This is a genomic window from Endozoicomonas sp. ALC020 (genome assembly GCF_049275935.1).
GTDB lineage: Bacteria > Pseudomonadota > Gammaproteobacteria > Pseudomonadales > Endozoicomonadaceae > Endozoicomonas_A.
Genome location: NZ_CP184830.1, coordinates 6,982,759 through 6,998,979, shown reverse-complemented (window position 1 = coordinate 6,998,979; position 16,221 = coordinate 6,982,759). Strand labels below are relative to the sequence as shown.

The 16,221-nt window shown below is 47.5% G+C and carries 3 protein-coding genes; all 3 read right to left on the bottom strand.

Annotated features, from left to right (window positions below; translation table 11 throughout):
• Positions 1-78: 78 nt before the first annotated feature.
• Positions 79-4,773, bottom strand: a complete 4,695-nt coding sequence (locus tag ACOJUO_RS25390; protein ID WP_422138578.1) for a hypothetical protein — start codon at positions 4,771-4,773, stop codon at positions 79-81.
• A gap of 117 nt (positions 4,774-4,890) precedes the next feature.
• A complete protein-coding gene (locus ACOJUO_RS25385) occupies positions 4,891-11,217 on the bottom strand; it encodes a hypothetical protein (protein WP_422138577.1) in 6,327 nt (2,108 codons plus the stop codon).
• Positions 11,218-11,408: 191 nt separating this feature from the next.
• On the bottom strand, positions 11,409-16,088 hold the full coding sequence (locus ACOJUO_RS25380) for a hypothetical protein (RefSeq protein WP_422138576.1): 4,680 nt from the start codon (positions 16,086-16,088) through the stop codon (positions 11,409-11,411).
• Between the last annotated feature and the right edge of the window lie 133 nt (positions 16,089-16,221).

Below are 16,221 nucleotides of genomic sequence, written 5' to 3'. Positions count from 1 at the left end.
CAGATCCGCTAAGCTGTTGAGCGAATTTAATTCTCAGTGGCAAAGTTCAATGTCCGGAACTCGTTCCCACGCTGTGACTCACTTCTTAACCTCAAGACCAACCGGTGCCGCTTTTACGGTTGCGGAGGGTTGCTCAGGCGCTGCAGTCCCGGACCCGAAGAAAGCACCCAGAGTGCAAGAGTAAGGAATACTTTCTGCATGGGAGAACGACCATTTAGGTACATTTTCCCTGAAGTATTTCTCCCAGCTATTCTCAAACAGTTTGAGGGTGCGATCCCGGCGTTCACGGAACTGCAGATAATTTTCATGTCGTGTCCAGCCATACATCGTGTTGTTGGCTTTAACACGGTAGGCATACTCTTTATCGGTTTCACTGAAGTATTGAGGTGTGGCAATCGCCGTGCGTTTCACATATTCTTCGTCAGACTCAGCCACGCCTCGCCAGCGGTTAATCCTGTCAAGACTTCGGCCCAGAGGGCCACTCAGCCATTGAGTGAGCATCTTGTTGTCGTTCATAAAGAAGTCGAAAGTGAGACTCGACGCCAGAGCGAATCCAAAGGTTTGCGCATAAGTGAATCCGGATATAAGGCCATGGGCGTATGCTCCAAAAGTGGCTACCGGACCCAGCACCATAGCGGCTGTGGCCGAGGCCAGCGTTTTTACTGTTTGCGGTGTCACCCTGTGCAGAAGTGGCACCTGAACCCCTTGCCCGGAACCCATGGATTTCACTATTTCAGGCACCAGACGGGAAATGCTGCGATACCTCTGCGGATTGGCATTGTATTGTCTGGCAAACAACAAAGCGCCGGTTCTCAGCAGAATGACTGAGGACGCTGCCTTACCCAATGGCATGGCCAGCCCACCCACCTCAGAGATTTGTTCAATGCTGCTGTGAAAGGCATATTGGTCGGTTCGGTCAGGATCAACACCATAACGTTCCAACCAGTGCTGGAAAGGTGTAGGCATCCTGTGGAGGTAATCACCCCTGTTGGTCAGATCCAGAAGATAGAGGAACGCCATGTTTGACAGGGATAGCTCGGCAGCCCGCCGGGCGTTAGTGTTCACCAGCAGTGGTTTGTAGCTGGAGTAGTACCAGGTGACAGCCTGTACCAGAAAGGCGGAAGGTTTGACCCAGTAATCATTGAGCTGCTGCTCAACCGCTGCGGCATGAGCCTGCATCAATGTGTCATGAATAGCCTGGATCAGTTCTGATTCGGGCAGGCCGACAGCATTGGCATAAGGTGACAGGGTCTCCTGAGCATTGGCCAGAAATACTGCCGTTCTGCGGCCATTTTCAAAGGCAATATCATCCAGAACGTAGTTGGCGATGACAGCAGCGGCATACTCTTTCACGCCGTCAACAGACTCTTTCATGCCCGTCGGGTCAGTTGCGGTCACGATCACAGGAGTAATGGCAATCTCAATGAATTGTTCAGCCCCCTCATCGGACAGCATTTGAATAACCTTCCTGAACTCGGGCACCTTGACACCCTGTTTATAACCAGGGAAATGTTCAAACTCAGCCACTGTCTGATAACCATCAACACCTATGATGGCCTTTAGGTACTTTTCCAGTTCAACCTTGCTGATCAGACCTTCTCGCAGCACACCAACAATACCATCATCACCCTCTGGTTTTTGATGAATGGTCTCCGGCTCACTTTCAGCTTCTTCCAATATTTGTCCGGTTGTGGCTACCTCACGAACGTATTGGGGTTTGGGTCCCAGGCAAGCCATATGCCTGTCAAGCTCTTTCTCAATGATCAGGATACGCACATTAACATCTGGCTGAACCCCTTTGATAACTTTGTCGTCCAGTTGTTGGAGCTTTGCTTTAATTTGACTATTTTGGTTGTCTATACTGTCATCATCGTTATAGTCTTTAATGTTCAGTTGACGGGCCACTTCATTGTTCCGTACTCTTCTGGCTGTTTCATCTTCATAGCCTTCGTTGATTTCATCCCGAAATGTCTGAATTCTGGCTATTAAAGCATCCTTCTGGTCAGACAGGCTGGCATCCTCGTCAAAGTTCATCCTTAGATCACTGGCCAGTTTCGCTGTGAAAGCCTTGACTTTTTTTATGACAGCCACGTAATCAAGAGGGTGGATATGCAGCTTGTTCTCTACGGCTGCAATGCAACCTGCCTGTTGTTCTCTGACCTGCTTATCATGGTACGGATCTTCGACTTTATAAGTGAGGCTCGCATCAAGCTTCCTGAGTCTGAGACCTCTCTCGTCAAGCGCTTTGCTGTCTTCTTTCCAGAGTGCCTGGTCTACCTCACCCAGCAGGTATTCTCCGGCGTCAGGGTGGTTAATCATTTTAAGCACCATGGCAAGCCTTGTTGCTCTGTCCTTTCGTTCAATGGAGTCCAGGTTGAGTGCTTCTTCTACTTCTGCCAGCGGATCTGTCTGTTGTTCTCTGGCTCGCTTATCCGGGTCAGGGCCTCCGATTTTATAGTGAAGATAGGCAAGAAACTTCGCGACTTTGAGATCCTTCCCGTTCAGAACTGCGTTTTCATCTGCCCAGAGGGTGTTATCTATCTTATCCAGCCTATGATCTGTGAGATCATCGTTGTCAAACATTCTTCGAACCCTGATAAGTCTTGTTGTTTTGTCATCCCCTTCATTGACTTTGATATCGAGTATTTCTTCTATGGCTTTCAGTATCGCCAGAGCCTTTTCCTCTGCCCGTTGTCTGGCTTTTTCGATGAAATCCTGCAGCTCTTCAGAAATGCTCTGGCGACGAAGGTAGACATCATCGTTTTCATCGGGAACAGTCATCTGAAGGGCTTTTTCCACGTCACTCAGTGTCTTAAGGACTCCCGGTATAACTTCGGAGTGATCTGTTCTGACGTAATCCAGATATGTGTCCAGAAATTTAAGCTTGTTAAGCTTGGTATATACTGCTGACTCTACGGCTTCACGGTCTGATAGTGCGGTGTTGTCGTTTGGATTAATACTAAGTACCTGAGCCAGAGCATGTTTCCTGGTAACGGTGTGTAAATCCTCCACAATGAGTCGGAAGGTCATAGGATTGATTTGTTGACGCAGATCTTGTGCTTCAGCTTTCATTGTCTCCAGTTTTTGAATCAGGCGATCTTGCTGAGCGTCAATATCTGTATCACTATCAAAGTCCTCAATGTTCAAATGTGCGGCAATGGTTGCAAAACGAGCTTTGGTTGCAGCTGTTTTTTCAGCTTCTGTTCTCATGCCCGGTGTGGCATATCTTGCCCGCAAGTTCTCCAGGTTCCTGGATAATTCAAGCAGCTGTCTGGCCATGTCGGTCATCACTCTGGAAGTAAACTCTTCGTCTTTTTCGGGATCGATCTGCGCTTGTTTGATATCGCCGGTAGCGGGTATCACTTTCCGAATATGCTGAAGAAAGTGCCGGTTCATCAGGAGATTTTTAACTACGGGTTTGAAGCCAAAGTGTTTTTCGAGTTGCTCATACATCCGGTTTAGCGTGATGACTGATGAAACGGCTGTGATGTCTTCCAGTGTTAACTCAAATGGACGACGACGTGTTCGATATGGTTTATCTGGAGCAGCCAGCGCCAATACCTGCTGGAGGGATTCGTAATTTGCAAGGGAACGCACCGCCAGTTTATCTTCGTTAGAAAGTATCATCGGTTGATCTTTGTTAACGCCGATATCGTGTCGGGCAACAATCTCCTCCAGCAGTGCCATCTGCCTGCTTCGGATGACGAACTCGTAGCTTTTGATCTTAATTCTGAGAAGCTCTGTTATGACTATGCGATTATTAACCTCAGCTTCTACCCAGAGTTTGATGAGTTTTTCTACAAAAGCGACGTCATCCGGACGCTGCATCTGACCATGGAAAATAATATCCTCCCCCGGAGCTTCTGTTATTTCCAACTTTGGATAACCCTTAGGCACAGGATAAACCTGTGTGTCATCCTCGACGTGTACAACATAGCCGACGGGTTTGTTGTGTAGCAAAAGTTCGTTAAGCGCCTGCTGTTGTAAGTCCTCTTTCATGAGATGAACCTGTATGTAGGCAGAGGCAGCCGCCGCCAGGAGGGCTTCATCATTGACAAAGAGTGATTGACCCAGGCGTCGCAGTTCTGGGGGCTGATCGCCCGAAGCGATAAGACGCATGAAGGTACGCTCATTCACTGCAACTTTTTCAACTTCAATGGTGGCAAGGGCAACGAAGTGATCACTTGAGCCGAGGTTTCCTGCTCTTGCAACGGCAGCTTTCAAAACATCAGACAGTTGCGCGGGGCTGGCGATTTTCGTTAACGGTTCTAATGATGTAGAAAATAATTTACCACGAGCAACCGCAACTGAATCCTGATCGGTCATTCCGCCTCTGACTTCAATGACCAGTTCCTTTTCTTCAAGGTTGTGGATGAACCTGAAGATTCCTTCATCACCTACCTTAAGAACTTTGGTATATTTCTGAGCAATGCCGCCCTCGTCTGTTTCAAACTGATCAACACTGGAAACGCCGTCACCAATACCATAAAGAATTGCTGAAAAGCTTATAGTGGGAGAGATACGAGGGTGACATTTTGAAGGTGGAGGCTCATAAGGGTAGCTGGTGGTAACAGATTTGGGTATTGGCTGCCGGTCATCACCTAAAGTTGGCTGAACCATGACCTCACTTCGAGGAAACTGAAAATCTCCAGTGTTCAGAATATAGGCGTATGTCTGAAGTTTGCGAACGGCCAGTGCCTCTGTACTCATGATGGAAAAGCTGGTTGCCAGGGCCACTGCAAAGCTTAATGTATTGGGGCAGGTATTTTTCATCCTACTACCTCGAAGCTGATTACTTTGATTCCTGTGAAAAGTGAACAACCCGCTCCCACGCAAGGACCCACAGGGCCTGAAAGCACGGGAACCAGAGTTTTCTAGTGGTTTCTAATATCAAAGTTCGTCGCGGGTATTTTTATTTTTATCAAGATCGAATGTCTTGACCTCAAGACCAACCGGTGCTGCTTTTACGGTTGTGGACTCAAATAAGGCACCCAGAGTGTAGGAGTAAGGAATACTTTCTGCATGGGAGAACGACCATTTAGGCACATTTTCCCTGAAGTATTTCTCCCAGCTATTCTCAAACAGCTTGAGGGTACGATCCCGGCGTTCACGGAATTGCAGATAATTTTCATGTCGCGTCCAGCCGTACATCATGTTGTTGACTTTAACGCGGTAGGCGAACTCTTCATCGGTTTCACTGAAGTATTGAGGCGTGGCAATAGCCGTGCGTTTCACATATTCATCGTCAGACTCACCCGCGCCTCGCCAGCGGTTAAATTTGTCAAGACTTCGGCCCAGGGGACCACCCAGCCATTGAGTGAGCATCTTGTTGTCGTTCATAAAGAAGTCGAAAGTGAGACTCGACGCCAAAGCGAATCCAAAAGTTTGCGCATAAGTGAATCCGGATATAAGGCCATGAGCGTATGCTCCAACAGTGGCTACCGGACCCAGTACCAGAGCGGCTGTGGTCGAGGCCAGTGTTTTTACTTTTTGTGGTGTCACCCTGTTCAGAAGTGGTACCTGAACTCCTTGCCCGGAACCCATGGATTTCACTATTTCAGGCACCAGACGGGAAATGCTGCGATACCTCTGCAGATTGGCATTGTATTGTCTGGCAAACAACATGGAGCCGGTTCTCAGCAGAATGACTGAAGAAGCGGCCTTGCCCAATGGCATAGCCAGACCGCCCACTTCAGAGACTTGTTCAATGCCGCTGTGGTAGGCATATTGGCCGGTTCGGTCAGGATCAACACCATAACGTTCCAACCAGTGCTGGAAGGGTGTGAGCATTCTGTGCAGGTAATCACCCCTGTTGGTGAGGTCCAGCAGATAGAGGAACGCCACGTTTGAGAGGGATAGCTCGGCAGCCCGCCGGGCGTTAGTGTTCACCAGCAGTGGTTTGTAGCTGGAGTAGTACCAGGTGACAGCCTGTACCAGAAAGGCAGAAGGTTTGACCCAGTAATCATTGAGCTGCTGCTCAACCGCTGCGGCATGAGCTTGCATCAATGTGTCATGAATAGCCTGGATCAGTTCTGACTCAGACAGGCTGACAGCGTTGGCATAAGGTGTCAGGGTCTCCTGAACATTGGCCAGAAATGCTGCCATTTTGCGGCCATTTTCAAAGGCAATATCATCCAGAACGTAGTTGGCGATGACAGCAGCGGCGTACTCTTTCATGCTGTTAACAGACTCTTTCATGGCTGTCGGGCCAGTTGCGGTCATGGTCACAGGAGTAATGGCAATCCCCATGAATTGCTCAGCACCCTCATCGGACAGCATCTGGATAACCTTCCTGAACTCGGGCACCTTGACACCCTGTTTATAACCAAGGAAATGTTCAAACTCATCCACTGTCTGATAACCATCAACACCTCTGATGGCCTTTAGGTAGTTTTCAAGTTCAACCTTGTTGATCAGACCTTCACGCAGCAGGGCTATTATCTTGTTACCACTGGCAGAATGGCTGGCGAAGTATTCCGAGAAGCCTTCCAGATCCCCCGTTTCATGCTCGACATAGTGAATGCCTGCCGAGCCTATGCCGTCAATTTCGTCGTTGTATTGTTGTGCCCCTTTATTCATCTCATTCCTGGCCCTGTGTACCAGAGTCTGGACTTCTTCCAGAGGCTGGTGAGAAGATTCCGGGAAGGTCGTCTTCAGGTGCTTGAAGACTTCCACCATTCGACTGGTCTGTTTAAACGTCAGTTTATCTCCGACCAGTGCCTGCAAGTGAATGGGCGCATATTCATCGTCAAAATTGAAAGTCGTAAGACAGGGCATTATCTTACCGCTTTGTGCTGCTGATTCTGCCAGACCCATTGCGGCTTGCAGAGCCTGTCGTTTAAGAGGGTGTTGTTGCATGCATTTGTGGATAGCTTCCAGAACATCAGCCTGTCTCGGCGTGTACTGGAAGGGGCCGTCATCATTTTCGACGGCTTTTTCGGCAGCCTTCAGGGCATCCTTCATTCCCTCAAAGTCTGCTTTTCTGGTTTCAATTTCTGCTTCCAGAAAGGCGTGTTTCTGAATCAGTTTCCGGATCTCGCCGCCAGCGCCATCATCACCGCCCAGTTGTAACTGCTTGTTTCTCAGGGCCTTAACCCATCGTTCACTGGTATCAGCGGACTCCGGCTTAACAGCCACGGTTTTTTCAATGATATCAGGAACTGCTTCATCCGGGATATGTTTCAGGAAAGCAAAGGTTCCGGCAGATGCAAGGTGTTTGATACGAATAGCATTCAGTTCCTGATTAGCCGCTTCCAACTCACTTTCAGCTTCTTGCATTGTTTGTCTGGCTCTGGTCACCTTGAGATCAAGAACATATCGGGGTTCAGGTCCCAGGCGGGCCATTTGCCTGTCAAGCTTATCCTCAATGGCGGCAATACGCTCTTGAACGTTAGGCTCACCGGCACTGAAAGCTTCATCATCCAGCTGTCGGAGTTTTGCATCAATCTGACGGACCTGATCGTCGATAGTGGCATCATCTTTATAGGCTTTAATGTTGAGTTGATGAGCGATTTCATTGTTCCAGGCTCTTCTGGCCGCTTCGTCTTCATAGTCTTGGTACACTTCATCCAATAATGTACTGATTCTGGCTCTCAGGGCATCCCTCCGATCAGGCAGGTTGGCATCGTTTGCAAACTCTACCTGCAGGTCTCTGGCCAGTCTGGCAGTGAAAACCATGCTTCTTGCTTCAGCTGCATTGTTTTCATGAGGGTAGATCTTTAGCCTGTTCTCTATAGCTGCAAGATAATTTGTCTGTATTTCACTGGCTTGCTCATCCACCTCTTCGACTTTATAGGTAAGACGCCTGCGAAGTATATCGAGCCATTCTGGCCCCCCTTTTTTTGGATAAGAAAGGGTAATATCTGTATCAAGGCTCTCGGGTTTGAGATCCTTCATATTTACAAGACTGCTGTCTTCTTGCCAGACAATACTATGTATCTTATTCTGCATGAACTCTGAAAGATCGCCATCAAGCCTTGTTCGAACTCTGGCAAGCCTTGCTGCATTGTCATCACCTTCATTGCTTTTGATCTCGAATACTTGTTCCAGGGCTTCCAGTATTTCCAAGGCCTCTTCCTCCGCCCGCTCTCTGGCTTCTGTGATGAATTCCTGCATGTTTTCAGAAATGTCCTCGCGACGAAGATACACACTATCGTTTTCATCAACGTCGCTCATCTCAAGGGCTTCTTCTACGGCTCTGAGTGTCTCGAGTACTTCAGGTTTGGCTTTGTGGCGGCCCCAGGTTCTGGACTCTTTCACTTCTTCTTTCAGCTCTGCAAGCCTGAAGAGCTTGAGATTGACCGTTGATTCCAGGGTTCTGCGATCTTCTGGTGTATTGTCTTCACTCAGATCAATATCAAGAGCGGCTGCCAGAGCACATTTTCTGGCCCAGGTGTAAGAATTCTCTATATCCTGTTGATCACTCAATGTTTCAACTCTCTGAAACAGCATTTCTTTTTGAGCATCCATTGTCTTGATTTTTTCAAGCAGGCGTTCTTGCTGAACGTCAATATCTGCATTGCGATCAAAATCCTCAATGTTTAAATGTGCGGCAATGGTTGCAAAGCGTGCTTTGGTTGCAGCTATTTTTTCAGCTTTTCTTTTGATGCTCAGTTGCAAAAGATGTTCTTGCCCAACCTGTTCTATCCGTTGCTTGAGGTGTTGTTGAAGGGCATATCGCCGGTAGTCCAGGTGATAATCGTTATCCGGAAGGCCGAGCTGATCTTCAAAGTTAGCCAGTCTCGTGCAGATTAAGTCGTCGATGAGTTCTGTCTTTTGTTGCAGTTCCTGTTGCAGCTGCTGCTGAATGGACTCAATGCGGGCAGCCAGATCGTTTTCATTGTTGGGAGTAATATCGTACTTGCTTTCAATGGATGCCAGTATTTCTTTTAAACCCTCTTGCGGAAGCTGTCCCGATTTGCTGAATTTATGAATTTCTTTTCTGATGATTGTGGCTTGTTCTGCCATTGTTGGCTCGGTCTCAACCCAGTTGTCAATACCGAGCTTATCTGCCAGTTGCTCGTTGTAATTTTCTATGGTTTCTATTACGGGATCACGAAGTTCCTCTCTCAGCACTGGAATTCGATCGACTTTCTGCTTGAGTTCCTGTAGCCAGTTTTTTTGTTTTTCCAGCTTTTGCAGATGCCGAAGATGCTGCTTACGGTGCTGACCTTCAATGTTTGCCAGCCTGTTCCAGGCGGCCTTATCGGTGAGTTTTTCCTGTTGTTGCAGGTGCTGTTGAATGGATTGAAAGCGGGTATCGAGATCGTTTTTATTATCTGGAACAATACCGAGCTGGCCTTCAATAGCGGCCAGATTTGTTCTTACAGTGTCTTCTTCAAGCTGTCCCGTTGCGGCAACTGCACTGAAGATTTTATGAATTCTCTCTCTGATGCGTGAGGCTTGCTCCTCTGATGTCTGGGTATCATCCCATTTGCCAATACCAAGCTCTTCGGCCAGTTCAGCGTTGCGAATTTTTGTGGCTTTTTCTATGGCATCAGTAACTAGTTGTACCAGCGACGGAAATCGTTTGGCTTCCTGCTGCTGTTTCTGTATCGGGTTTTGCTGTTCTTCCAGCGCTTTACGAGTTTTAGCAAGCCCATGCTCAGTCTGTTGCTTGAGTTCAGGTGCTCTGAGCTTTTCCCTTTCACTGTCCCTGTCTTTCTCTGCTGTGAACTCTATGTGTTTTATAGGCCTGATGTAATCGCCATCTTTTTTCTGCAGAGCATCTATTTTGTCGTAGGTGTCAATCATCATCTGCCGGGACATGGCTTTCAGTACTCTGGAAGCAAACTCATCATCTCCGGGAGCGTCGGCCTGAACTTTGTGGATATCTCTGATAACGGGTATCAATTCCTCCATATTCTGAATAAAGCGCTGGTCAGTCAGAAGACTTTTCGTTGCGCCACAGAAACCGAAGTATTTTACCAGTTGATAATGCATCCAGATTGGCGTGAGGACTGACGAAGTGACTTTGAGATGTTCTAATGTGAGTTCAAATTTATCTGCTATATGAGGCGTAGCGCTGACCAGAGCTTGCTGGAGAGCTTCATAGTATGCAAGCGAAGTCAGTTTATCCTTGCTAAATCCGGCATTGCTCCGGGCAGCTAATTCCTCCAGCAGTGCCCACTGCTTGCTTCGAATAACATGCAGGTAGCTTTTGACCTTATATTTTTGAACCTCTGTTGTTGCGTGAGTGAGGCCATCAGGCTCAGTTTCTGTCAGGAGGCTATAGAGGTTTTCTACAAACGCGATATCGGCTGGATTCAGTTTCTGACTATAGAAAACAATAGTATCTTCCTGAGTATGGTCAGGTACCAGCTTTGGATAACCCGAAGGGGCAGGATAAACCTTTGTGCAATCTTCTTCGTGCACAACATATCCGACGGGTTTGCTCAGTGCCAACAGTCTATCAAGAGCCTCTTGTTGTAACTCTTCTTTCAGAACATGAACCTGGATATAGGCCGAGGTAGCTGCGGCCATAAGCGTTTCATCATTGACAAAGAGCGATTGACCCAGTCGCTTCAGTTCAGGGGGCTGATCGCCCGAAGCGATAAGACGCATAAATGTTCGTCCATTCACTTCAACGGGTTCTACTTTTATGGTGGCAAGGGCAACATAATGGTCGCTTGTGCCGAGGTTTCCTGCTCTGTCATCGGCACCTTCCAGCACTGCATACAATTGTTCAGGTATGGCTATTTTCGTTAAGGGTTCTAATGACGGTATGACAGTTAATTGATCACGAACAGCGTCAATGGTGTCCTGGTCGGTCATTCCGCCTCTGACTTCAATGGTCAGTTTCGTTTCTTCAAGGCTGTGGGTGAACCTGAAGACTTCCTCATCACCCACCTTCAGGACTTTGGTGTATTTCTGAGCAATGTCATTCTCGCCTGTTTCAAACAGATCAACACTGGAGACGCCAGCACTAACGGCAGAAAGAATGTCTGTAAAACCATCAGAGGGAACCGTATAGCCGTCTCTGGCTTGAGTCTGATCAGGGTAAGTAGTGGTAAAGGATTTGGGTATTGGTTGCTGGTCACCCGATAAAGTTGGCTGAACCCTGACCAGACTCTGGGTAAACGACACGAATTCACTGTTCGAAATATCAAGAGATTTTGTCTGCAGCTTGCGCTCGGCTTGCGCCTGTGTACTGATGATGGTAGAGCTGATGGCAATGGTTACTGCAAGGCTTAATGCATTGGGGCCGGCATTTGTCATTCTACTACCTCAGAGTTGGTGCTTTGGTTATCGTGAAAAGCGATTGCCACACCTGGCGAGGAAACAACTTACAAAGGCTCACGGCTGTTCCGGTAAGCTGTTGAGAGAATTTAGTTCACAGTGGCAAATCCGCTAGCTATTGGCCGAATTTAATTCTCGTGACAAAGTTCACTGCCAATAAAATTGAATGTTTACAACTCGTTCCCTCGCTCTGCGTGGGAATGCATACCTCCCCCAACCGGTGCTCCTTTCAAGGTTGCGGAGGGTTGCTCGGGCGCTGCAGCCCCTGACTCAAAGAAGGCGCCCAGGGTGTAGGAATAAGGAATACTTTCTGCATTGGAGAATGACCATTTGGGCACATTTTCCCTGAAGTATTTCTCCCAGCTATTCTCTGACAGTTTCATGGTGCGATCCCGTCGTTCACGGAATTGCAGGTAGTTTTCGTGCCGAGTCCAGCCGTACGCAGTGTCGCCTGTCTTAACACGGTTTGCGTACTCTTCATCGGTTTCACCATAGCGTTGAGGTGTAGCAATGGTGGTACGTTTCACATATTCATCCTGGCTTTCACCGACGCCCCGCCAGCGATTAATCCTGTCAAGGCTACGACCCAGAGGTCCACCCAGCCATTGAGTGAGCATCTTGTTGTCGTTCATAAAGAAGTCGAAAGTGAGACCCGACGCCAAAGCGAAGCCGAAGGTTTGAGTATAGGTGAACCCGGATATAAGGCTTTGGACGTATGTTCCGATGGTGGCTATCGGAGCCAGCACCAGACCGGCTGTGGCCGAGGCCAGCGTTTTTACTTTTTCTGGTGTCACACTGTTCAGCAACGGCATCTGAACCCCTTGTCCGGAACCCATGGATTTCACTATTTCCGGCACCAGACGAGAAAGGCTGCGATAGCTTTGAGGGTTAGCATTGTATTGTCGGGCAAACAGCGCAGAGCCGGTTCTTAACAGAATGACTGAAGAAGCGGCTTTGCCCAGTGGCATGGCAAGTCCGCCCACTTCAGAGATTTGTTCAATGCCGCTGTGGTAGGCATATTGGCCGGTTCGGTCAAGATCAACGCCGTAGCTTTCCAGCCAGTGCTGGAAAGGTGTGAGCATTCTGTGCAGGTAAACACCTCTGTTGGTCAGATCCAGCAGATAGAGAAATGACATGTTTACCAGGGACAGTTTGGCAGCCTGCCAGTGGGTATAAGCAACCAGAAGCGGTTTGTAGCTGGAGTAGTACCAGGTGACAGTCTGTACCAGGAAGGCTGAAGGTTTGACCCAGTAATGCAACAACTGTCGTACAATCGCTGCGGCATGAACTTGCATCAATGTGTCATGAATAATATTGATCAGGTCTGTTTCAGACATCCCGACAGCATTGGCATAGGGTTTCAGGGTATCCTGAATATTGGTCAGGAAGGCTGCCGTCCTTTGGCCATTGTCAAAGGCGATGTCATCAAGAACGTAGTTGGCGATGACAGCCGTTGCATACTCTTTCATGCCGTCAAGAGACTCTTTTATACCCGCTGGGCCATTCACCGTCACGGTCACAGGAGTAAAGGCACTCTTTATGAACTCCTCAACACCCTCGTCAGACAGCATCTGGACAACGCTCTTGAAGTGAGGCAGCTTGACGCCGTGTCTGTAGCCAAGGAAGTGTTCAAATTCAGCCACTGTCTGATAACCATCGACACCCCGGGCGGCTTTTATGTAGTTCTCAAGTTCAATCTTGCTGATCAGACCTTCTCCGATCATTGCCTGCAGGCGGATCGGTGCAAATTTATCGTCAAAATCCAACGTCGTAAGGTCGGGTATTTCCTTACCGCTCTTTACTGCCAACTCTGCCAGCTCTGCCAGACCCATTGCGGCCTCAAGGGCTTGTTTCTTCAGAGGGTGCTGCTGTACGATGTGGCTCATAATGTACTGAATGTGCTTCTGTCTTGGCGAGAGCTGGAAGGGACCGCTATCATTCTTGACGGCTTTCTTTGCAGCCCTCGCTTCTTCTACGGCACTGAGTGTCTCAAGTACTTCAGGTTTGGCTTTTTGCTGGCCCCGGATGTAAGAATTCTCTATATCCTGTTGATCATTTAATGCCTCAACTCTCTGAAACAGGATTTTTTGTTGAGCCTCCATGGTCTGGATTTTTTCAAGCAGGCGTTCCTGCTGAACGTCAATATCTTCATCGCTATCAAAATCCTGAATGTTTAAATGTGTGGCAATGGTTGCAAAGCGTGCTTTGGTTGCAGCTATTTTTTCAGCTTCTGTTCTGATGTCCAGTTGCCGATGATATTCTTGCCCGACCTCGGCTATCTGCTGCTTCAGGTGCTGTTGAAGAGTGTATTGACGGTATTTCAGGTCATTTACGTTATCCGGAAACAGGCCGAATTGACCTTCAATGTCAGCCAGATCGTAGTGGATTCTATTGTCGATCAGATCTGTCTCTGCTTGCAGTTGATATCGCAGTTCCTGCTGAATAGTCTCAAAGCGGCCAGCCAGATCATTTTCATTTTTTGGAGTAATACCATGCTCGCTTTCAATGGACGCCAGTATTTTTTTTACAGCCTCTTTCTGAGGCTGTTCCGATTTGCTGATTTTACGAATTTTTTTGCTGACGAGTCTGGCCTGCTCTTCAGGTAACTCGAACACATCCAATTCAATACCAAGCTCATCTGCCAGTTGAAAGTTGTAATCTTCCATGGTTATTAATAGGGGGTCACGGACTTTTTCTCTCAGCGTTGGCATATGATCAACTTTCTGCTTAAATTCCTGCAACCGGTTTTTTTGTTTTTCCAGCTTTTGTATATGCTGAAGATGTTGCTGACCTTCAAAGTTAGTCAGTCTGTTCCAGACTTCTTTATGAGTTAATTTTTCTTGTTGTTGCAGGTGTTGTTGCAGGTGCTGTTGAATGGATTGAAAGCGGGCATCCAGATCGTTTTCATTATCTGGAACAATACCGAGTTGGCCTTCAATAGCGGCCAGATTTGTTCTTACGGTGTCTTTTTCAGGCTGTCCTGTTGCGGCAGCTGCTGTGAAGATTTTATTAATTCTCTCTCTGATGCGTGAGGCTTGCTCTTTTGCTGGCTGGGTATCATCCCAGTTATCAATACCAAGCTCTTCAGCCAATTCAGTGTTGTAAATTTTTGCGACTTTTTCTCTGGCATCACGAACTTGTTGTTGCAGCGCTGGAATTCGTTCGACCTCCTGCTGCATTTTTAGTGACTGGTTTTGCAGTTCTTCCAGCACTTTATGAGTCTGTGCATGCTCATCTTCAGCTTGTTGCTTGAGTTTAAGTGCTCTGAGTTTTTCCCTTTCAAAGCCAGTGTCTATCTCAGCTATGCACTTTAAATGGTTTAGAATATGAGTGAATTCGCCCTCTTTTTCCCGCAGCTCATCTATGTTTTTATAGGTCACACTCAGAAGCCTGGACATGTCTTCCATGACTTTGGAAGCAAACTTCTCGTCGTCACCAGTATCGGCCTGTGCTTTGTCGATATCGCTGAAAATGGGTATCACTTTCTCCATATTCTTAATAAATCGCTGGTCAGTCAGAAGATTTTTAAATGTGCGTTTGAAGCCGAAGTATTTTACCAATTGATAATGCATCCAGGTTGACGTGACGACCGACGAAGTCACTTTGAAGTGTCCTGATGTGAATTCAAATTCATAGGCGCTTTTTGGTGTAGCACTGCTTAACGCTTGCTGGAGAGATTCATAGTATGCAAGCGAAATCAGTTTATCTTTGCTGAATTCAGCATCGTGCTGTGCAGCTAACTCCTCCAGCAGTGTCATCTGCCTGCTTCGAATAATATGCCGGTAGCTTTTGACATTATATTTTTTAACCTTCGTTGATACTGTCTCAGCAGGGTCTTTAGTCCCAGCTTCTTTCAGGAGTTTGTAGAGGTTTTCTACAAAAGCGACATCGGCTGGATTCTGCGTCAGACCATGAAAAACAATAATGTCTTCCCGCGCTTGCACTGCTTCCAGCTTTGGATAACCCGCAGGCAGAGGATAAAGCTCTGGGTTGTCCTCGACGTGTACAACATATCCGACGGGTTTGCTGTGTGCCATCAGATTATTAAGAGACTCCTGTTGTAATTCCTCTTTCAGAACATGAACCTGGATATAGGCAGAAGTGGCTGCAACAAGGAGAGCTTCATCATTGACAAAGAGTGATTGACCCAGACGCTTCAGTTCAGGTGGCTGATCACCCCCTGAGATAAGAATCATGAATGTACGCCCATTCACTTCAACTTGTTCTACTTTGATGGTGGCAAGGGCAACATAGTGATCGCTTGTGCCCAGGTTTTCTGCTCTGTCATTGGCAGCTTCCAGCACTATATAAAGATGTTCGGGTCTGGCTAATTTCGTTGACGGTTCTAATGATGAGATGCAAGCCAATTGATCACTTACAGTGTCAACGATATCCTGATCGGTCATTCCGCCCCTGACTTCAATGACCAGTTCCTTTTCTTCAAGGCTATGGGTGAACTTGAAGACTGCTTCATCACCCACTTTCAGTACTTTGGTGTATTTTTGAGCAACGTTATTCTCGCCTGTTTCAAACAGATCAACAATGGAGACAAGAGTGCTGACGCCGGAAAAAACGTCTGTAAAGTCATCTGAAGGAACCCTGAAACCCTCTCTGACTGGAGTCTGGTCAGGGTAGATGGTGGTAAAAGATTTGGGTATTGGCTGCTGGTCATTCCCTAAAGTTGGCTGAACCTTGACCAGGCTCTGGGTAAACACCCTATATCCATTGTTCGAAATATCGACAGATTTTGTCTGCAGACTGCGCCCGGCCTGTGCGTCTGTAACAATGATGGAAGAGCTGATGGCAACGGCCGCTGCAAGTCGTAATGCATTGGGGCAAGTATTGATCATACTACTACCTCAGAGCTGACCAGCTTGATTACCGTGAAAAGCGATTCCACACCCGACGAGAAAGCAACTTCTAATCGCTCATAGCTGTCAGTTGCTGATAGCTGTTTCGATAAGCCGTTGAAAGAATCTTTTT